This is a genomic window from Pseudomonas sp. Pseusp10 (assembly GCF_059492225.1).
The window spans coordinates 4293198-4313851 of the sequence record NZ_CP168528.1 but is presented as its reverse complement, the minus strand read 5'-3'; the positions used below and the strand labels follow the sequence as shown (position 1 = coordinate 4313851).

Sequence of the window (20654 nt, the reverse complement as noted above, 5' to 3'; positions counted from 1 at the left end):
TCACGACTGAACCATCGGTCAATCACTGAACAGCGGAATCCGTCCATTCGTGGAGGGGCGGTATTCCCGTTTCAGCTGGTCCAATGCTGGATCCATTGCCAGGAACTGCTTGAGCGTCGCGCCAGCAATGCTCAACGCCAGCAATTGCCCCGGACATTGATGGCGCCCCGCCCCAAAGGTGAAGCTGCGCCTGTTCGGGCGGTCGAGCAGGAATGCGTCGGGGTTGTCGTTGAGCATCGGGTCGCGATTGGCGGAGGCCAGTAGCACCAGGATCACGTCTGTGGCATTCAGCTTCACCCCATCAATCTCGCAGGGGGTGGCGACGAAGCGACGGGTGTTCTGTACCGGCGGGTCAAAGCGCTGCACTTCGGCCAGCAGGTCTTCGATATTTGTTGATTCGCTACGCAACGACGGGTGTTGAATCAATGCCAGCACGGTATTGCCGATCAGCCCGGCAGTGGCCTCGAAGGTCTGGGAAAACAGGCCGGTCAGGTTGGCGATCAGGGATTGCGGCGCGCCGGACGCGAAGCGCTGGCGGATGCCTGCAAGCAGAAGGCTGTGGTTGTCCGGGTCGGCCAGAAGCTCGACACAGTAACCGCTCAATTGTTCGGCGGCAGCATGGGCAGCGGTCAATTGTGCCGCGGTACTCAAGGGCGACAGGCAGGCGACGAAGTCCGCCGTCAACTCGCTGATGGCGCGGCCCTGAGCCGGGGTGAAACCCAGCAACGCCGCCACCACGCACACCGGTCCACGAAACATGGCGTTGTACAGACCAGCGGAATCCGCGGTCATTAATCGGGCGCTGACCAGGGCTGCGACTTCCCGCGTATCGATCAACGCCAGCCCTGGCGCAATCGCCGACCGCGGGCAACGCTGGCGCTCACCTTCATTCATGCGCATCAGTTGACCGAACACCTGGCCGGCCATGCCATCGGCAATCGCCTTGGGGACTGGCTCCTGCGCGGGGCGAACGTGGCAATCAGGATGCGCCAGCACGGCGGCCACCGCCTGGGCGCTGCTGGCCACCCACATGTTCAGCTCTGGATGGAAAACCAGCCCACCCTCGGCGCGCAGTTGTGCGTAGTAGGGATAGGGATCGGCATGGGTCGCAGCGATGATCGGGTTCATGGGTCACAGCCTTTTGTTGTTGGAAAGTGTTGCTACTATCTCCAGTCCGAAAGGGCATTGATTCGTCCGGGAGCGAAATATGAGCGCAGAACAACACGACGTCGGAGTCTCGCAAGTGGCGGCAGCCATCGCGGAGCCGGCGCGGACGAAAATCCTCTGCTCACTGATGGATGGCCACGCTCGCACCAGCACAGAACTGGCGGCCGTGGCCGAAGTCAGCGCGTCGACTGCCAGTGCCCACCTGGCCAAACTCAAGGAGCTGGCGCTGATACGGCTGCACGTTCAGGGACGTCACCGCTATTACAGCCTGGCGGACAAACGTGTGGCCCAGGCCCTGGAAGCACTGATGGTGATCGGCCAGAACAGCGCGCCGGGCTTCCAGTCGCGTACCCCGGACCGCCTGCAATTTGCCCGCACCTGCTACGACCACATGGCGGGCACCCTGGCCGTGCTGTTGCATGACCGGATGCTTGAAGCGGGCTGGCTTGTGGAAACCGACGAACAGGCCTATCGCTTGAGCGACAGTGGTTCGGCAATGTTTCAAGGGCTTGGGATCGAGGTACAGGACTTGAGCACGTTGCGCCGTCGCTTTGCCTGCCCGTGCCTGGACTGGAGCATGCGTCGGCCGCATCTGGGTGGATCGCTGGGCGCGGCGTTGTTGCAAACGGCGCTCAAGCGCAAGTGGGTGACGCAGGATCTGGACAGTCGTGCGTTGGCGTTGACGGTGGTGGGGCGCAAGGAAATAGCGGGGCGGTTTGGGGTTGAGTTGCCGCTGCTGGTTGAAGGCAACGGCAAAAGATCACCAATTGCGGCAGCTTCGACCACACCGGGTGTATCCGTTAACGATCAATAGTATTTTTCCGGTTGTTTCTGTGGTGACTGACATACTGCCTTCGTCGGATCGCCGCCCGGAGCAAGCCCGCTCCCACACTGGTATTGCACACTGAAGATCCCTGTGGGAGCGGGCTTGCTCGCGAAAGCGGTGTGTCAGGCAATGATGATGTCGAATCTGACGGCCCCTTCGCGGGCAAGCCCGCTCCCACAGGGAGCCCGGTGTTATCAAGGGTGAATTCCAGACAAAAAAGCCCCCCATAGGGTGACCGATGGGGGGCTTTTGTGTATCTGGCGTCAGGTCAGACTTTGACGATCCAGCCCGCTGGCGCTTCGATGTCGCCGGTTTGCACGCCAGTCAGCTCTTTGTAGAGCTTCTGGGTGATCGGGCCAACTTCGGTTTCGCTGTGGAACACGTGCAGGTGGTCGTTGTAGTTGATGCCGCCAATTGGCGTGATCACCGCCGCGGTACCGCAAGCACCGGCTTCCTTGAAGTCGGCGAGCTTGTCGATGAACACGTCGCCTTCGACCACGTCCAGACCCAGGCGGGACCTGGCCAGTTCGATCAGCGACAGACGGGTGATGCCCGGCAGTACCGATGGCGAGTTCGGGGTCACGAACTTGTTGTCGTGGGTGATTCCGAAGAAGTTGGCCGAACCGACTTCCTCGATCTTCGTGTGGGTCAGTGGGTCCAGGTAGATGCAGTCGGCGAAATGCGCCTTCTTGGCCTGGGAGCCCGGCATCAGGCTGGCGGCGTAGTTGCCACCGACCTTGGCGGCACCAGTGCCTTGTGGCGCGGCGCGGTCGTAGCTGGAGATCAGGAAGTTGTGCGGGGTCAGGCCGCCTTTGAAGTAGGCGCCAACCGGGATGCAGAAGATCGAGAAGATGAATTCCGGCGCGGTGCGCACGCCGATGTTGTCACCCACGCCGATCACGAACGGGCGCAGGTAAAGCGCGCCGCCGGTGCCGTACGGCGGAATGAAACGCTCGTTGGCGCGGACCACTTGTTTGCAGGCTTCGATGAATTGCTCGGTTTCGACGAACGGCATCAGCAGGCGGGCGCAGCTGCGTTGCATGCGCAGGGCGTTCTGGTCCGGACGGAACAGATTGATCGAGCCGTCCTTGCAGCGATAGGCCTTCATGCCTTCGAAGCATTGCTGGCCATAGTGAAGGGCAGTGGAGCCTTCGCTGATGTGCAGCACGTTATCTTCGGTCAGGGTGCCTTTGTCCCACTCGCCATTGCGCCAGTACGACAGATAGCGCTTGTCGGTCTTGATGTAGTCAAAACCCAGCTTGTCCCAATTAATGCTTTCGTTACCCATGACACCCTCTATCACTTAACAACCGCCGAAACGGTTCAAGGCTTCTGACGTTTTTCCGGATGGGCACAACAATACTTCATTCCGGGCCGGTTTCGCAGCCCGGATTGCATTCCTTGTAGGAGCGAGCGGACGTCAACGATAACGCGCCTCGTCTGAATGACCGCGTTGTCCTGAGTTTTTCGCGAGCGAGCTCGCTCCTACAGGTTCGGGTTAGAAGTGCAGCGCGTGGCCAAGGGCCCGCAACGCCGCTTCCTGCACGGCCTCACCCAGCGTCGGATGCGCATGGATGGTGCCGCCGATGTCTTCCAGCCGCGCCCCCATTTCCAGGCTCTGGGCAAACGCCGTGGACAACTCCGACACGCCGACGCCCACCGCCTGCCAGCCAACAATCACATGATTATCCCGACGAGCGACCACGCGCACGAAGCCGCTTTTCGACTCCAGTGTCATGGCCCGGCCATTGGCAGCGAACGGGAAGCTCGACACGATGCAGTCCAGACCTGCGGTCTTGGCTTCGTCCGGGGTCTTGCCGACCACCACCAGTTCCGGGTCGGTGAAGCACACGGCGGCGATGGCGGTCGGGTTGAATTCGCGGGTTTTACCGCTGATCAGTTCGGCGACCATCTCGCCCTGGGCCATGGCCCGGTGCGCGAGCATCGGTTCGCCGCTCAGGTCGCCGATGGCATACACGTTGCGCATGCTGGTCTGGCAGCGGTTGTCGATCTTGATCGACGAACCGTTCATGTCCAGGTTCAGCGCTTCGAGGTTCCAGCCCTGGGTGTTCGGCTTGCGACCGACGGCCACCAGCACCTGGTCGGTTTCCAGGTTCAGGGTGTCGCCATTCGGGTCGAGCACTTGTAAGGTATTTTCTTTTGAATCAAAGCCTTGCACGCTGTGCTTCAAGTAAAGCTTCACGCCGAGTTTTTTCAGTTCGTCGTGCACAGGTTGGGTCAGTTCGGCGTCGTAGGCTGGCAAGATTCGATCCTGAGCCTCGACCACGCTGACGTCGGCGCCGAGCTTGCGATAGGCAATGCCCAGTTCCAGACCGATGTAACCGCCGCCGACCACAATCAAGCGCTTGGGCACGGATGTCGGCGCCAGCGCTTCGGTGGACGAAATGATCGGCCCGCCAATCGGCAGCATCGGCAGGTTCACGCTCCTGGAGCCGGTAGCCAGCACCAGGTGTTCGCACTGGATGCGTGTGTCGCCGACTTCCACGGTTTTGCCGTCGATGACCTTGGCCCAGCCTTGCACGACCTGGACCTTGTTCTTTTTCAGCAGTGCCGCGACGCCGGTGGTCAGGCGATCGACGATGCCGTTCTTCCATTCCACACTCTTGCCGATGTCCAGGGTGGGCGCTGATACGCTGATGCCCAGAGCCGAATGCTGGCTGTGGTGTTGCGTTTGATGGAACTGCTCGGCGACGTGAATCAGTGCCTTGGATGGAATGCAGCCAATGTTCAGGCAAGTACCGCCCAGCGATTGGCCTTCCACCAGAATGGTCGGGATGCCCAGTTGGCCGGCGCGGATCGCCGTCACATAGCCGCCAGGGCCGCCGCCGATGATCAGCAGCGTGGTGTTCAGAGTTTGCATGAATTACTCCACAAACAAGGTAGCGGGTTGTTCGAGCAAGCCACGGACGGCCTGGATGAATTGCGCCGCGTCCATGCCGTCGACCACGCGGTGATCGAAGGAGCTGGAGAGGTTCATCATCTTGCGGATCACGATCTGGCCTTTGATCACCATTGGCCGTTCGACGATCTTGTTGACGCCGACAATCGCCACTTCCGGCAGGTTCAGCACCGGCGTGCTGACGATGCCGCCCAAGGCCCCGAGGCTGGTCAGGGTGATGCTTGATCCGGACAGTTCATCGCGGCTGGCCTTGCCGTTGCGTGCAGCGGTGGCCAAACGGGAAATTTCCGCCGCGCTGTCCCACAGGCTGCGGGCTTCGGCGTGACGCACCACCGGCACCATCAAACCGATGTCGGCCTGGGTGGCGATGCCGACATGCACTGCGCCGAGGCGGGTGATGACCTGAGCTTCGTCGTCGTAACGGGCGTTGATCTGCGGGAAGTCGCGCAGGGCGACGACCAGGGCGCGGACCAGGAATGGCAGCAAGGTCAACTTGCCACGGCTCGCGCCGTGTTTTTCGTTCAGGTGCGCGCGCAGTTCTTCCACCGCGGTTACGTCGATTTCTTCGACGTAGCTGAAGTGGGCGGCGCGCTGGGTGGCGTCCTGCATGCGCTGGGCAATCTTGCGGCGCATGCCGATCACCGGGATCTGCTGTTCATCGGTACGCTGGGCGTAAGCGGCGGGGGCCGGCGCCGAGGCGTTCGACTGACCCTGGGCCAGATAGGCTTCGAGATCGTCGTGCAGAATCCGTCCGGCGGGGCCGCTGCCACGCACCAGACGCAATTGAATGCCGAGGTCCAGCGCATGCTTGCGCACGGCCGGGGAGGCCAGTGGGCGCTCATCGGCCTCGCGAGCAACCATCGGGCCCTGACAAACGGCGGCCGGACGTGGAGCTGCGACGGGTTTGCTTTCAACCACAGCGTCAACTTTGGGTGCGGCCACCGGGGCTTCTTTGACGGGAGCCGGTTGCGCCGATTCCTTAACGTTGCCCGCGCCTTCGACTTCAATGCTGATCAACACACTGCCAACCGCCATGACTTCGCCTGGCTGGCCACCGAGGGCAATGACCTTGCCATGCACCGGTGACGGAATATCCACCATCGCTTTATCCGTCATGACATCCGCCAGCACCTGATCCTCGACGACCATGTCGCCGACCTTGACGTGCCATACCGACAATTCGACTTCTGCAATGCCTTCGCCAATGTCCGGCATTTTAATAACGTGCGTGCCCATTCAGACCTCCATGACCCGTTTCAACGCCGCGCCCACTCGGGACGGGCCTGGGAAATACGCCCACTCTTGCGCGTGCGGGTAAGGGGTGTCCCAACCGGTGACGCGTTCGATCGGCGCTTCCAGGTAGTGGAAGCAGTGCTCCTGCACCAGCGCCGTCAGTTCGGCGCCGAAACCGCAAGTACGGGTCGCTTCATGAACAATCACGCAACGCCCGGTTTTCTTCACCGACTTGGTGATGGTTTCCAGGTCCAGTGGCCACAGGCTGCGCAGGTCGATGACCTCGGCGTCGATGCCGGTTTCTTCAGCGGCGACTTGCGACACGTAGACGGTGGTGCCGTAGGTCAGCACGGTGACGTCCTTGCCCGGACGGGCGATCGCGGCAACGTCCAGCGGTACGGTGTAATAACCGTCCGGAACCTGTGCGGCGGGATGTTTCGACCAGGGGGTTACCGGGCGCTCGTGGTGGCCGTCGAAAGGGCCGTTGTACAAGCGTTTCGGCTCCAGGAAGATCACCGGGTCATCGTTTTCGATGGAGGCGATCAGCAGGCCTTTGGCGTCGTAGGGGTTGGACGGCATGACAGTGCGCAGGCCGCATACCTGGGTGAAGAGTGCCTCGATGCTCTGGCTGTGGGTCTGGCCGCCGTAGATGCCGCCGCCGCAGGGCATGCGCAGGGTCATCGGCGCGGTGAACTCGCCGGCCGAGCGATAACGCAGACGCGCGGCTTCGGAAATGATCTGATCGTAGGCCGGGTAGACGTAGTCGGCGAACTGGATCTCCACCACCGGGCGCAGACCGTAGGCGCCCATGCCCACGGCGGTGCCGACGATACCGCTTTCAGAGATCGGTGCGTCGAACACCCGCGAGGTGCCGTACTTGGCTTGCAGGCCTTCGGTGCAGCGGAACACGCCGCCGAAGTAGCCCACGTCCTGGCCGAACACCACGACGTTGTCGTCGCGTTCAAGCATCACATCCATGGCCGAGCGCAGGGCCTGGATCATGGTCATGGTGGTCGTGGTCATGGCGGATTCCAGCTCGATATTGTTGTTGTGATCGTTCATGTCAGATCCCCAACTCTTGACGCTGGCGCTTCAAGTGCTCCGGCATCTCTTTGTAGACGTCTTCGAACATGGTCGCGGCGCTCGGAATCTGGCCGCCGGCGAGGGTGCCGTACTGTTCGGCTTCTTTCTGTGCGGCGATCACTTCGGCTTCCAGTTCGGCGCTGACGGCGGTGTGTTCCTCTTCGGACCAGTGACCGGTCTTGATCAGGTGCTGTTTGAGGCGCGCGATCGGATCGCCCAACGGGAAGTGGCTCCAGTCGTCGGCAGGACGGTATTTCGACGGATCATCGGAGGTCGAGTGCGGGCCGGCGCGGTAGGTGACCCATTCGATCATGGTCGGGCCGAGGCCGCGGCGGGCGCGTTCGGCGGCCCAGGCAGAGGCGGCATAGACCGCGACGAAGTCGTTGCCATCGACCCGCAGGGAGGCGATGCCGCAACCGACGCCACGACCGGCGAAGGTGGTGGCTTCACCACCGGCAATCGCCTGGAAGGTGGAAATCGCCCACTGGTTGTTGACCACGTTGAGGATCACCGGTGCACGGTACACGTGGGCGAACGTCAGGGCGGTGTGGAAGTCCGACTCGGCGGTGGCACCGTCGCCGATCCACGCCGAGGCGATTTTGGTGTCGCCCTTGATCGCCGAGGCCATGCCCCAGCCCACGCCCTGGATGAACTGGGTGGCGAGGTTGCCGGAAATGGTGAAGAAACCGGCGTCCTTGACCGAGTACATGATTGGCAGCTGACGGCCCTTGAGCGGATCGCGCTCGTTGGACAGCAACTGGCAGATCAGGCCGACCAGCGGTACGTCGCGGGCCATCAGGATGCTTTGCTGGCGGTAGGTCGGGAAGCACATGTCGTCGATGTTCAAGGCCAGGGCCTGGGCGCTGCCGATGGCTTCTTCGCCGAGGCTCTGCATGTAGAACGACATCTTTTTCTGACGCTGGGCGACCACCATGCGGTTGTCGTAGATCCGCGTCTTGAGCATGGCGCGCATGCCTTTACGCAGGATCTCCACCGGCACGTTTTCGGCCCACGGCCCAAGGGCATTGCCCTGGTCGTCGAGCACGCGGATCAGGCCTCGGGCCAGATCAGCCGTGTCAGCCGGTTCAACGTCGATTTGGGGTTTGCGCACCGTGCCTGCATCGGTCAAATGCAGGTAGGAGAAGTCGGTTTTGCACCCTGGGCGGCCCGAGGGTTCGGGGACGTGCAGGCGCAGCGGTTCGTACGCTTGGGTCATGGCTTCTACGCTCGATCTTGTGAATTTCTTGTAGTGAGCTGACAGATTTCATTCGGTAAATGAAATCTTGTCCTACAACAATCATAGGCCCGCCCCAGAAGAATATTTCTCTCTGTTTCGTTGCGCTAAAGATCATTTGCAGATAAAAAATCTGCATAAACATAAAAAGCAGGTGGTTTTGTCTCATGCGCAAATTGGACCGTACCGATATCGGCATTCTCAACAGCCTTCAGGAGAATGCCCGCATCACCAACGCCGACCTGGCGCGCTCGGTGAACCTGTCGCCGACGCCGTGTTTCAACCGGGTCAAGGCCATGGAGGAATTGGGGATCATTCGCGAGCAAGTGACGCTGCTGGACGCCGATCTGCTGGGGTTGCATGTGAACGTGTTCATTCACGTCAGCCTGGAGAAGCAGGTGGAGGAGGCGTTGCAGCATTTCGAAGAGGCGATTTCCGATCGCCCCGAGGTGATGGAGTGCTACTTGATGGCGGGCGACCCGGACTACCTGATCCGGGTGCTGGTGCCGACCATCCAGTCGCTGGAGCGCTTCATGATGGACTTTCTGACCAAGGTGCCGGGGGTGGCGAACATTCGTTCGAGCTTCGCGCTCAAGCAGGTGCGCTATAAAACGGCATTGCCGTTGCCGGCGAATGGCTTGACTTTGGGCAACTGACATAACGATCACCTTGTAGGAGCGAGCTTGCTCGCGATGGACTTGAGGGCAACGCGTTTGTTCAGAAAACTCGCGTTATCGTTAACGTCCATCGCGAGCAAGCTCGCTCCTACAGGGTCAGAATTTGTTCAGAGGGATTTTCAGGTAAGTCACGCCATTGCCCTCGGCCGGCGGCATATTTCCCGCCCGTACATTCACCTGGATCGCCGGCAGCAACAGCGTCGGCATGCCCAACCCGGCATCGCGCTTGGTGCGCATCTCAACGAAGGCATTTTCGTCGATGCCGTCGCGCACGTGGATGTTGCCTTTGCGCTGTTCACCGACGGTGGTCATGCAGCGCGGTTCGCGGCCCTCGGGCGGGTAGTCGTGGCACACGTACAGACGCACGCTGGCGGGGAAGGCCAGCAGTTTGTGGATCGAGGCGAACATCTGGTTGGCATTGCCGCCGGGAAAGTCGCAGCGCGCGGTGCCGACATCCGGCATGAACAGCGTATCGCCCACCAGAATCACATCGCCGTCGATCAGGTACGCCATGTCCGCCGGGGTATGGCCGGGCACGTGCAACGCGGTGGCCTTGAGGTTGCCGATGCGAAATGACTCGTCCGGGGCGAACAGATGGTCGAACTGCGAGCCATCGATGCAGAATTCCGGCTCAAGATTGAACAGGGCCTTGAACACGTCCTGGACCTTGCAGATCGACTGACCGATAGCGATCTTGCCGCCCAGCTCGCGCCGCAGATAAGGCGCGGCGGACAGATGATCGGCGTGGGCATGGGTTTCCAGCAACCATTGCACGTGCAACTGGTGTTCGCGCACGAAGGCAATGATCCTGTCGGCCTGGGTGGTGGCTGTGCGGCCGGCGGCGGGATTGTAGTCAAGCACCGCGTCGACAATTGCGCATTGTCCGCCATCGTCTTCGTAGATCACGTAACTGTAGGTCGACGAGGCGTCGTCAAAAAAAGCTTCGATCAGGGCAGGCATGGTGGCCAATTCTTTCGGGATAAGCGTTGAGGGTAGATTCATTTTCCCTGCGCTGACCAGTCTCGCCTGCATTCAGTTAATGAAAAATCCTGCGCGGGCTCTATCCTGTCATCCATCGATACCGGGCGCTCCCGGAGTTCAGTTGCGGATCACGAGTGTTTTATGTTGCTGGCAAGTCTGTTTGGCGTGGTGATGGGGTTGGTGTTGGGGCTGACCGGCGCGGGTGGCGGAATTCTCGCGGTGCCGGCCCTGGTGCTGGGGTTGGGCTGGAGCATGACTCAGGCCGCTCCGGTGGCGTTGTTTGCGGTGGGCAGTGCGGCGGCGGTCGGCGCCATCGATGGTTTGCGTCATGGCCTGGTGCGTTACCGCGCGGCGTTGTTGATCGCAGCGCTCGGCGCGGTGTTTTCGCCGGTGGGTATCTACTTCGCCCATCAGTTGCCGGAAAAAATCCTGATGATCCTGTTCAGCCTGCTGATGGTCATGGTGGCCTGGCGCATGCTGCGCCGTGAACGCAAGGACGATGGGCCGAGTGACCACGGCCACGCGAACTGGGGCCAGAAAAACTGCATGCTCGATCAACAGACCGGACGCTTTTCCTGGACCGCCAAATGCACCGCGACCCTCGCGGCCCTCGGTGCTGTGACCGGCGTAGTGTCGGGATTGCTGGGTGTTGGTGGCGGCTTCCTGATCGTCCCGGCCTTCAAGCAACTGACCGATGTGCAGATGCGCGGAATCGTCGCCACCTCGCTGATGGTGATCTGCCTGATTTCGGCCATCGGCGTGATCGGCGCATTCCATGCCGGTGTGCGCATCGACAGCGTTGGCGCCACCTTTATTGGCGCCAGCATCGCCGGCATGATCGTTGGTCGCAAGCTGTGCGCGCGGGTACCGGCGCGGGCGTTGCAGGTCGGGTTTGCCAGTGTCTGCGTCGTGGTCGCCGCTTACATGCTGTTCAGAGCCAGCGCCTGACCGGTACCGGTTCCTGTGGACGCCAGTCGGGTCCACAGGCCTACACCCTAAGTTGCGAACCTCGCCGACAAGCGGTCTTACGCCATAGTACTCATGCACCGCCAGCCATTCCAAATCGCCTGAAAACCACCCCCAAGGCAGCGTATGGCGCTGCCGGTCAGGTTTCGATAATCGCCTCCGACACTTAGTCCCCGTTTCGGAGCGCGCCATGCACAACAATAAGAACTTCACGCATCGTTTTCTGCCTGTCTTCATCGCCAGCTTGTCCGCCCTTGGCCTGAGCCCAATGGCCGAGGCGGATATCATGCTGTACGACAAGGACCAGACCACGTTCTCCACCGACGGCTACATCAACGCCTTTTATGTGAACAGCGATGTCGACCGTGCCGGCGAACAGTTCGACCGTCGGCAGTCACGGGTGAAGATGGGCTTTTTGCCCAACTACCTGGGCTTCAACATGGGCAAGCAGGTAGACGATCTCAAGCTCGGCGCCCGTGCCTCGTTCTGGGTCACCATCAACGACAGCCAAACCAACGGCACCGACACCGCCATCGATGTGCGGCAGTTCTTCGGCACCGTGGCCAACCCGGAGTGGGGCGAGGTGCTGATCGGCAAGGACTTCGGCTTGTTCGCCCGTTCCAACATCCTGCTCGACGAAATGCTCGCCGGTTATGGTCAGGTCAGCGATACGTTGGGGCTGGTGGATGGTGGCGGGGTGTCGTTCGGCAACATCGGCACCGGTTACCCGTATCCGTTCCCGACCTCGCAGATCACCTATCGCACCCCTGTATTGGACGGTCTGCGCGTGGCGGTCGGCATCATGGACCCGGTGGACACCAACGACAGCAGCCCGACGGGCAAGGCCTATCAGGAAAACCCGCGTACCGAGAGCGAAGTCACCTATCAGTTCGACCTGGCCGGGGCAAAGATCTACAGCTGGGTCAACGGCAGCTACCAGACCTCGGACAACACCGATTCCACGGTCGAGACCGTCACCTCCAAGGGTGTCGGTTATGGCGTGCAGGCGAAGATGGGCGGCTTGTCCCTCACCGGATCCGGCTTCCAGGCCAAGGGCATCAACCCGTTTTTCACCAACAATGCTGGCGAGCCGACCCTGCGCAACGTCGACAGCGACGGCTACCTGATGCAGGGCTCCTACAAACTGGGCAAGAACCGCCTGGCCTTGTCCTACGGCAAGACCAATGACGATGGCAACGGTGTGGTCGGCAGCGGCGCGGACTACGAGACCCGCGGCATCGCGTTGTTCCATGACGTGAACGACAACCTCAAGCTGGTGGCCGAGTACAACCAGTTCGAAATCAACGGCCACGACACCGACGAGCAGAACGAAGACACCGACACCTTTGCCGTGGGCGCGGTGCTGACCTGGTAGCAGGCTGGAATACAAATAATTGTGGGAGCGAGCTTGCTCGCGATGGCTGAGTGTCAGGCGACATGGATGTTGGCTGTGATGGCCCCATCGCGCGCAAGCTCGCTCCCACAGGGTTACCGGGTGTACGCAACACCTGCGGATAACCAAAACTAGTGTGGGAGCGAGCTTGCTCGCGATGAGGCCGGCCCATTCAACATCAATATCACCTGACACTCAGCCATCGCGAGCAGGCTCGCTCCCACAGGAATGAGCTTTATCTGTCTCATCCCATCGAAGCGGCTAACCGCTACCCAAGTAGCATTCGTCGCCCCCCACAGACTTCGTACACTCGTGCCTCATACACACGCACCTGCGGGAGGTAAGGATGCAGCAGAGCGAAGGCATCGTCAGTGCCATGTCCCAGGCCACCGATGCCCGGCAGGTCGCTCAGGAACTGGCACGACAGTTGTTGCACCCACACCTGGGGTTCGTGTTGTTCTTCTGTTCCGCCGAGTACGACTTGCAGGCGCTGGGCCAGGCCTTGCAGCAAAGCTTCGGCGGCATTCGCCTGGCGGGCTGCACCAGTGCCGGGGAAATCACCCCGCTGGGCTACGGGCGCAATTGCGTGACGGCGGTGGGCTTCGATCATCGGCACTTTTCCATCGCGATCGAGATGATCGACCAGATGGAGCACTTCAGCCTGATCGACGCCCAGCAGATGGTCGAGCGCCTGGTCAGTGGCTGTCGCAGCAACACCCTGGCCCCGATCAAGGGCAACAGCTTTGCCCTGACCCTGCTCGATGGCCTGTCCAGCCGCGAAGAAATGGTCCTGGCAGCCTTGAGCGCGGCATTGGGCGACATCCCGCATTTCGGCGGCTCGGCCGGCGACGATAACTACCTGACCCATACCCATGTGTACTTCGATGGCGAGTTTCACAGCGGCGCGGCCGTGGTGGTGCTGGTCAATACCTGGCTGGATTTCGAAGTGTTCACCACTCACCACGTGCTGCCCCGAACCGAGAAACTGGTGGTCACCGGGGCCGACAGCACCTTGCGCCGAGTCTTCGAACTCAATGCCGAGCCGGCCGCCGCAGAGTATGCCCGGCACATCGGCGTGCCGGTGGCGGAGCTTGATCACCGGGTCTTTGCCGCGCACCCGTTGGCGGTGCGGATCAACCAGCAATACTACGTGCGGGCCATCCAGCAGGTGCATCCGGATCTGAGCCTGAGTTTCTACTGCGCCGTGGAAAACGGCATCGTCCTGACTGCCATGACTCCGGGCCCGATGCTGCCGAACCTGCGGAGCCTGTTCGAGGGTTTGCAGGAGCGTTTGGGGGATTTGCTGCTTACCATCGGTTGTGACTGTTTTCTGCGGCGTCTGGAACTCGAAGACGACGGCAGTCTTGATCGGATCGGCGCGTTTTTGCGTGAGCAACGGGTGATGGGTTTCAACACCTATGGAGAACAGTTCAATGGCATGCACATCAACCAGACCTTCACTGGCGTTGCCATTGCCCGTGGCCGTGCCCCCGGACATCGCTGAGTTGCAGGCCGAACTGGCCGGCCTGCGCCTGGAAAACCATAAACTGCAGCGCATCAATGGCGCGCTGATCGAACGGGTCGAATCCGGGGTGACCCGCGGCAACGATCCATACGCGGCATTCCAGCATTCGGTGGTGCTGGCCGAGCAAGTGCGCGAACGCACTGATGCCCTGAACCAGGCCATGGCCGAACTCAAGGCCGGTAATCATTTGCTCAGCGAAGCCCGCCTGCGCGCGGAAACGGCGCATCAACACCTGATCGATGCCATCGAAAGCATTTCCGATGCCTTCGTCTTGTTCGACGCCGAGCAGCGCATCGTGCTGTTCAACAGTCGTTTCAAGGCGTTCTGGAGCAACAGCCGGGTGCGGATCAACGCCGGCATGCGCCTGACCGAGGTCAAGCGGCTGATGATGAACAACGCCCTGTTCACTGAAGAGCCGCGCGGGCATGCCGACGAGAACCTGCTTTACCGCCTGCAGAACGGGCGCTGGCTGCAAGTCAGCGAGCGGCCGACCCAGGAAGGGGGGCGGGTGATCCTGTTCACCGACATTACCGACGTCAAACTCAGCGAAACCGTACGCCGTGAGCAGGCGGTGGCGCAGAAGTCGCATCTGTTGCAACGGGCGGTCGACAACCTGTCCCAAGGCGTGGCGATGGTCAGCGCCGAGGGCATCCTGGAGTTGTGGAACCGGCGTTTCCTGGAGTTGAGCGGTCTGGCGCCTGTGGCGGCTCATCGCCCGTTTGCCGAAGTGATCGCCGACAGCGAGTTGAACCTCTTGACCCCGGCCAGTCGCGATGGCAACGGACGACCGGTACGGGAATGCGAGCAGCGCCTTTACGATGGCCGGGTCCTGGAAATCCGCACACACCCGTTGCCTACCGGCGGTTTCGTCAACACCTTCACTGACATTACCGAACGCTACCAGCACGCCGAGGCGCTGAGTGAAAGCGAACACTGGATTCGCCTGATTACCGATCACGTACCGGCATTGATTGCCTACCTCAATGCCGATCTGGTCTACGAGTTCACCAACAAGGTCTACGAAGAGTGGTACTGCTGGCCCCGAGGCGTGATGCTCGGCCAGAGCCTGCGCGAAGTGCACAGCGAACAGCACTACCAGCGGCTGGAGTCCTACGTGGCCAGGGCACTGGCCGGCGAGAGCGTGACCTTCGAGTTTGCCGAAACCAACGTCAACAATCAGGAACGCTACATGCTGCGCTCCTATGTGCCCAATCGTCTGGCCAGTGGCGAGGTGGTGGGGATTTTCGTACTGATCCGCGACATCACCGAACGCCGCCGCACCGCCGAGGCGCTGCATCAGGCTTATCAGAACCTTGAGTTGCGGGTACGCGAGCGCACGGCGGAATTGACCATCCTCAACGACCAGCTGCTGCGTGAGATCGATGAGCGTCGCCTGGTCGAGTCACGCTTGCGCGAGGCCAAGCAGGAAGCGGAGCAGGCCAACCTGTCGAAAACCAAGTTCCTCGCCGCCGTCAGCCATGACCTGCTGCAACCTTTGAATGCTGCGCGACTGTTTACCAGTGCCTTGCTGGAGCGGCGCGAGCCGATGTCCAGCGAGATTCTGGTGCGCAACGTGAGCAATTCCCTGGAGGACGTGGAAAACCTGCTCGGCACCCTGGTGGATATTTCCAAACTCGATGCGGGGGTGATCAAGGCCGACATTGCGCCGTTTGCCCTCAGTGAACTGCTGGACAACCTGGCCGCCGAATACACCCAGGTGGCGCGCAGTGAAGGCCTGCAACTGCACTTCATCGGTTGTTCGGCGCTGGTGCGTAGCGACATCCAGTTGCTGGCGCGCATTCTGCGCAACCTGCTGAGCAATGCGATTCGCTATACCTGCAGTGGCCGCGTGGTACTGGGTTGCAGGCGGCGTCATCAGTGCCTGTCGATCGAAGTCTGGGACAGCGGCATGGGCATTGCCGAGCATCGCCTGGAGGAGATTTTCCAGGAGTTCAAGCGCGGTGATGTGCAGCGACCGGATCAGGATCGCGGTTTGGGCCTGGGCCTGGCGATTGTCGAGAAAATTGCCGGCATCCTCGGACACCGCATTCATGTGCGCTCGTGGCCGGGCCGGGGCTCCATGTTCTCGGTCGAAGTTCCGTTGAGCACCACCGCACCGAAACCGCCGCCGACGTTGCAGATGAGCGAGCCGATGCTTGAACGCCTGCGTGGCGCACGGATATGGGTGCTGGACAACGATGCGACCATCTGCGCCGGCATGCGCACTTTGCTGGAGGGATGGGGGTGTCGGGTGGTGACGGCGCTGTCGGAGGAGGACCTGGCGCGGCAAGTGGATAACTACCATGCCGAGGTCGACTTGCTGATCGCCGATTACCACCTGGACAACGATCAGAATGGTGTCGACGCCGTGGCGCGCATCAATGCCCGGCGCGCATCACCGGTCCCGGCGATGATGATCACGGCCAACTACAGCAATGAACTCAAACAGCAGATCCGCGAACTGGGCCACACCCTGATGCACAAGCCGGTGCGGCCGATGAAGCTGAAGACGGCGATGAGTCATCTACTCGGCCGGCCTTGAGAACCCGGCGTTTTTGCCACCGCTATCGCGAGCAAGCTCGCTCCCACAGGGACAGCATCGTACCTGTGGGAGCGAGCTTGCTCACGATGAGAGCGACGCGGTCTTGACTCAACGCCGCAGATAAGACCCGAAATCGATATCCCCGGCACTCAAGATCGCCTGCACCCGGTTGTGTACGTTGAGCTTGCGCAGGATCGCCGAGACGTGGGCCTTGACCGTGGTTTCGGCGATTTCCAGGGTGTAGGCGATCTGCTTGTTCGATTCGCCCTTGGTCATGCGCTCCAGCACCTGCAGTTGCTTGCGGGTCAGGGCCTGGAGCAGTTCGGGCGGGAAGCTCGGGGTGTCGTTCATCCGCCGGTGGGTACTGCTTTTGGCGGTGCGGATGATGTCCGGGGGCAGGTAGACATTGCCATTGAGAATTTGCTGGATGGCATCGGTCATCTGGGTGCGTGCTGACGACTTGGTGATAAAACCCACCGCACCGTAGGTGATGGCTTGCAGCACGATCTGTTTGTCTTGTTCGGCGGAGACAATCACCACCGGAATGGTCGGCGCTTCGTTACGCAGGTTGATCAGGCCATTGAGCCCGTGCATGCCGGGCATGTTCAGGTCGAGCAGGATCAGGTCGAGGTCGTCATGTTCCTGGGTCAGCGCCAGGGCGCTGTCCAGGTCAGCGGTTTCCATCACCTCACTGCCGGCAAAACCGTCGCTGATGACGTTGTGAATGGCTTCGCGAAACAGCGGGTGATCGTCGGCAATCAGAATTTTGTACATGGCCTTTCACCTCATTATTTTGATTATGGTGTGGCAACAGCACGCACGCGTAAAGCTCAGGGAAAGGGTTCGGGTCTGGACGGCGAAACCGGCAGATTGGCCGCTTGCCAGGCGTCCAGGCCATCGCGATACCAATACAGGGTCTTATAGCCCATGGTGGCTGCGCGTTTGACCGCGTTCCAGCTCAACCAACAGTCGGAGCGGCAATAGAAGACCAGCGGTTGCGTCGGGTCCCCGGCGGTCAGCTTTTTCAGGTTGCCGGCGAAATAGTCCTGCCATTGTGGCGTCAACTCACCGTCGCCGGTGTTGGCCAGCCAATGGCTGCCGGGCAGGTTTTCATGGGGCTGGTCTTCGATGAATTGCCCTTGCAGCCATTGGCGACGGTAGACGTCGATCAGCAGCGGGCGCGGGGTTTGGACGAGCAGGGCTTGCAGGGCGTGGGTATCGACGATGGTTGCGCCTTGCAGATGGTCTGGCGTCGGGCTGCGGTACAGGCCGATGCGATAGCCGTCGGTGGAGAACAGCGCCGTGTCGGCCTGCGCGGTGCTCAGCAGCAGGCCCAGCGACAGGGCGGCGAGAGTTTGGCGCAACAGGCAACGTCGGGCTCGCGGCATGGGTTCAGTCCTTATAGTTATGGACCTATTACATGCCAGTCGGGGGACGTTGGGAATGCGACGATAGACAGGGAAACCAGTACTAAAGTAGTAATTTCACCCTGTTCAATGAAGATCCCCCTGTGGGAGCGGGCTTGCTCGCGAAGGGGGTGTCACACCCAATAAATGAGTTGACTGACACAACGCTTTCGCGAGCAAGCCCGCTCCCACAGTTGACCTGTGTAGTCAGTTGGTTTTGCGCAAGGCCGCATGCTGCGGGTTGAAGGTCAGCACGGCGAGCAACGCAAATAGCAGCGTCAGCCCCACGCACACCGTCAGCGCCAGCGGGTTGAAGCGTTCATACAGGGCGAAACGCACCAGCTCCACCGCATGGGTGAACGGATTCACCGCGCACAACCAATACAGCCACTCGCTGGCTTCGCGCATCTTCCACAGTGGATACAGCGCCGATGACAGGAAAAACAGCGGGAAGATCACGAAATTCATTACCCCGGCAAAGTTCTCCAGCTGGCGGATCGCGTTCGACAGCAAAAGGCCCAGTGCGCTGAGCATCAACGCCACCAGCAGCAGCGCCGGTAACGCCAGCAACAGGCCCATGGCCGGTGGCCGCACGCCGTAAACCCAGGCTATCGCCAGAAACCCATACACCTGCAACAACGAAATCAGTGACGTGGCCAGCAGCTTGCTGCACAGCACGAAGGTGCGCGGCAGGGGGCTGGTCAGCAACACGCGCATGCTGCCCATCTCGCGGTCGTAGACCATCGACAGTGATCCCTGCATGCCGTTGAACAGCAGGATCATGCAGGCCAGACCGGGAATAATGTAGACCTCATAGGGAATGTAGGTGTCATAAGGCTCGATGATCGCGATCCCGAGCGCTGCGCGAAAACCGGCCGCGAACACCAGCAGCCACAGCAGCGGCCGCACCAGGGCGCTGAGAAAACGCGTGCGTTGCAGCACAAAACGCAGCCATTCGCGCAGCACGATACCGCTAAAGCATTGCCAGTAAGCGCTCATTGCATGGCTCCTGTGGTCGTCAGACGGGTGAATGCCGAAGCGAGATCACCGCCGTGTTCCAGGCTCAGGGCATCCGCCTGTCCGCTGGCGACCAGCCGGCCATGATGAAGAATCAGCAAGTCGTCACTGGGCTGCACTTCGTCGAGCAGGTGGGTGGTCCAGAGCACGCTGATGCGCTCCTCGCGACACAGACTGCGCAGGTGCTGATTGAGCGCCAGGCGACTTGCCGGGTCGAGGCCGACACTGGCTTCATCGAGCAGCAGCAGGCGCGGCTCGTGCAACAAGGCGCGGGCAATTTCCAGCCGGCGGCGATGGCCGCCGTTGAGTTCACGCACCCGTTCGCGGCGGCGCTCGGTCAGGGTCTGACGGGCCAGTTCGGCGTCGACCCGAAGGGCGGTCTGTCGCCGGGACAGGCCATGCAATGCCGCGTGATAACGCAGGTTCTGCTCGACGCTGAGGTCCAGGTCCAGCGTACTTTGCTGGAACACCACGCCCAATTGCCTGAGTGCCGGGCGTGCCGCGCTGCGCAATGAACAGCCACCGACGCGGATCTCGCCTTGTTGCAAATCATAGAGCCGGGTCAGCAGGGCAATCAGGGTTGACTTGCCGGCGCCGTTGGGCCCCAGCAGCGCGGCGAAACGCCCGGGTTCCAGGCTGAAACTCACTTTGCGCAAGGCCTCTCGGGAGCCGTAGGCAAAGCTCAGGTCACTGACTTCAAGGGCGTTCATGGGGTCACCACCACGCCCCAGGGATAGCGCCCGACCTTCACCGATTTGCTGACCTTGAGGCTGTCGACATCGATCACCGAGACATCGCCGCTGACGCCGTTGGTGGTCAGCAATTGCTTCTGGTCCGCGGTGAACGCCATTTGCCAGACCCGTCGGCCCACCAGCAGGTAATCGAGAATCTCGAAAGTCCTGGCATCGATTACTGCCACATGGTTGGCGGGGCCGAGTGCGACGAAGCCGTACTTGCCATCGGCGCTGAGCTTGATGCCGACCGGCTGGACCTTGTCCGGGTGCACGCCCTTGATCTGGAAGTTCAGGGTCTTGAGCACGGTGCGGCTGGCCACATCGAGAATGGTCACGGTGCCGCCGATTTCTGCCGAGGCCCAGAGCTTCGTGCCATCGGGGGAAAATTCGACGAAGCGCGGTCGCTGATCCACCAGGGTGCTGTCAGCCAGGGTCTGGGTGCTGGTGTCGATCCAGTGCAGCATGTTGGTGGTTTCGCTGGTGTTGACCGCCCACTTGCCGTCAGGGCTGACGGCCATGCCCTCGGGCTCGACGCCGACATCGATCTGGCCGAGCACCTTGGAGGTCTCGGTGTCGATCACCGTGACCAGCGCATCGTCTTCGTTGGAGACGTACAACCAGCGGTTGTTCGGGTGCAGGGCGAATTGCTCGGGGTCTTTGCCCGAGGGCAGCTCCTTGATGATCTTGCGCGTGGCGACGTCCATCACCTGGACCCGGTCCGAGTCGCTGGCGCAGATGTACAACAGCTTGTTGTCATGGGACAGCAGCAGGCCGCGGGGGCGCTGGCCGACGGGCAGGGTGTCGGTGACTTGCAGGGTCTGCATGTCGATCAGGCTCAGGCTGTTGTCCTTTTCGTTGGAGACCCAGGCAGTGCTGGCAACGGCATGGCCAGCGGCGAGCAGCAAGGTGCACGAGAGCAGGGTGCGGCGCATGGCGGATTCCTTGTTGTT

At 61.3% G+C, this 20654-nt stretch carries 18 protein-coding genes; 6 read left to right on the top strand and 12 right to left on the bottom strand.

Annotated features, from left to right (window positions below; genetic code table 11):
• Positions 1 to 18 precede the first annotated feature (18 nt).
• Positions 19 to 1128: a cytochrome P450 gene (locus ACEN8Z_RS19360; RefSeq protein WP_495595293.1), complete on the bottom strand. Its 1110-nt coding sequence runs from the start codon at positions 1126 to 1128 to the stop codon at positions 19 to 21.
• Positions 1129 to 1207: 79 nt separating this feature from the next.
• On the opposite strand from ACEN8Z_RS19360, the gene ACEN8Z_RS19355 reads away from it, so the two are divergent.
• A complete protein-coding gene (locus tag ACEN8Z_RS19355; RefSeq protein ID WP_495595292.1) occupies positions 1208 to 1981 on the top strand; it encodes an ArsR/SmtB family transcription factor in 774 nt (257 codons plus the stop codon).
• A 280-nt stretch (positions 1982 to 2261) separates the two neighbouring features.
• Here the strand turns inward: ACEN8Z_RS19355 and ACEN8Z_RS19350 are convergent, their stop codons facing one another.
• From ACEN8Z_RS19350 to ACEN8Z_RS19330, 5 genes are all read right to left on the bottom strand, one after another.
• Positions 2262 to 3281 carry a branched-chain amino acid aminotransferase gene (locus ACEN8Z_RS19350; RefSeq protein WP_007999608.1) on the bottom strand — a complete coding sequence of 340 codons (1020 nt, stop codon included), beginning with the start codon at positions 3279 to 3281 and terminating at the stop codon, positions 2262 to 2264.
• 210 nt (positions 3282 to 3491) lie between these two features.
• The gene (gene lpdA, locus ACEN8Z_RS19345) at positions 3492 to 4874 is read right to left on the bottom strand and encodes a dihydrolipoyl dehydrogenase (protein ID WP_495595291.1); all 1383 of its coding nucleotides are present in this window, start codon (positions 4872 to 4874) and stop codon (positions 3492 to 3494) included.
• Between the two features lie 3 nt (positions 4875 to 4877).
• Positions 4878 to 6149 carry a dihydrolipoamide acetyltransferase family protein gene (locus tag ACEN8Z_RS19340; RefSeq protein ID WP_495595290.1) on the bottom strand — a complete coding sequence of 424 codons (1272 nt, stop codon included), beginning with the start codon at positions 6147 to 6149 and terminating at the stop codon, positions 4878 to 4880.
• Positions 6150 to 7208, bottom strand: coding sequence for an alpha-ketoacid dehydrogenase subunit beta (locus ACEN8Z_RS19335; RefSeq protein ID WP_108229359.1), 1059 nt, complete (start codon positions 7206 to 7208; stop codon positions 6150 to 6152).
• Between the two features lies 1 nt (position 7209).
• Positions 7210 to 8445, bottom strand: coding sequence for a 3-methyl-2-oxobutanoate dehydrogenase (2-methylpropanoyl-transferring) subunit alpha (locus ACEN8Z_RS19330; protein ID WP_204928938.1), 1236 nt, complete (start codon positions 8443 to 8445; stop codon positions 7210 to 7212).
• Positions 8446 to 8630: 185 nt separating this feature from the next.
• On the opposite strand from ACEN8Z_RS19330, the gene bkdR reads away from it, so the two are divergent.
• Complete coding sequence (gene bkdR / locus ACEN8Z_RS19325) at positions 8631 to 9119, top strand: Bkd operon transcriptional regulator BkdR (RefSeq protein WP_204928937.1); 489 nt, start codon at positions 8631 to 8633, stop codon at positions 9117 to 9119.
• Between the two features lie 117 nt (positions 9120 to 9236).
• On the opposite strand, the gene ACEN8Z_RS19320 is transcribed toward bkdR, so the two are convergent.
• Positions 9237 to 10100: an MBL fold metallo-hydrolase gene (locus ACEN8Z_RS19320; RefSeq protein ID WP_495595289.1), complete on the bottom strand. Its 864-nt coding sequence runs from the start codon at positions 10098 to 10100 to the stop codon at positions 9237 to 9239.
• Between the two features lie 162 nt (positions 10101 to 10262).
• Between ACEN8Z_RS19320 and ACEN8Z_RS19315 the strand changes: the two genes are divergently transcribed.
• The 4 genes from ACEN8Z_RS19315 to nahK all read left to right on the top strand — a co-directional run bounded on the left by ACEN8Z_RS19315 (position 10263) and on the right by nahK (position 16547).
• Positions 10263 to 11069, top strand: coding sequence for a sulfite exporter TauE/SafE family protein (locus tag ACEN8Z_RS19315; protein WP_495595288.1), 807 nt, complete (start codon positions 10263 to 10265; stop codon positions 11067 to 11069).
• A gap of 208 nt (positions 11070 to 11277) precedes the next feature.
• Positions 11278 to 12462, top strand: a complete 1185-nt coding sequence (locus ACEN8Z_RS19310; protein ID WP_495595287.1) for a porin — start codon at positions 11278 to 11280, stop codon at positions 12460 to 12462.
• A gap of 364 nt (positions 12463 to 12826) precedes the next feature.
• Positions 12827 to 13984: a nitric oxide-sensing protein NosP gene (nosP, locus tag ACEN8Z_RS19305; protein WP_495595286.1), complete on the top strand. Its 1158-nt coding sequence runs from the start codon at positions 12827 to 12829 to the stop codon at positions 13982 to 13984.
• Positions 13914 to 16547: a hybrid sensor histidine kinase/response regulator NahK/ErcS' gene (nahK, locus tag ACEN8Z_RS19300; RefSeq protein WP_495595285.1), complete on the top strand. Its 2634-nt coding sequence runs from the start codon at positions 13914 to 13916 to the stop codon at positions 16545 to 16547. Before nosP ends, nahK begins: the two co-directional genes overlap by 71 nt.
• 108 nt (positions 16548 to 16655) lie before the next feature.
• On the opposite strand, the gene ACEN8Z_RS19295 is transcribed toward nahK, so the two are convergent.
• From ACEN8Z_RS19295 to ACEN8Z_RS19275, 5 genes are all read right to left on the bottom strand, one after another.
• Complete coding sequence (locus ACEN8Z_RS19295; RefSeq protein WP_008003496.1) at positions 16656 to 17321, bottom strand: response regulator transcription factor; 666 nt, start codon at positions 17319 to 17321, stop codon at positions 16656 to 16658.
• 56 nt (positions 17322 to 17377) lie between these two features.
• Complete coding sequence (locus ACEN8Z_RS19290) at positions 17378 to 17935, bottom strand: PQQ-dependent catabolism-associated CXXCW motif protein (protein WP_495595284.1); 558 nt, start codon at positions 17933 to 17935, stop codon at positions 17378 to 17380.
• A 225-nt stretch (positions 17936 to 18160) separates the two neighbouring features.
• On the bottom strand, positions 18161 to 18952 hold the full coding sequence (locus ACEN8Z_RS19285) for an ABC transporter permease (protein ID WP_495595283.1): 792 nt from the start codon (positions 18950 to 18952) through the stop codon (positions 18161 to 18163).
• Positions 18949 to 19680: an ABC transporter ATP-binding protein gene (locus ACEN8Z_RS19280; protein WP_495595282.1), complete on the bottom strand. Its 732-nt coding sequence runs from the start codon at positions 19678 to 19680 to the stop codon at positions 18949 to 18951. Before ACEN8Z_RS19280 ends, ACEN8Z_RS19285 begins: the two co-directional genes overlap by 4 nt.
• Entirely contained in the window at positions 19677 to 20636 is a 960-nt protein-coding gene (locus tag ACEN8Z_RS19275) for a YVTN family beta-propeller repeat protein (RefSeq protein ID WP_008003502.1), read from the bottom strand. The genes ACEN8Z_RS19280 and ACEN8Z_RS19275 overlap by 4 nt, the downstream gene beginning before the upstream one ends.
• Positions 20637 to 20654 lie beyond the last annotated feature (18 nt).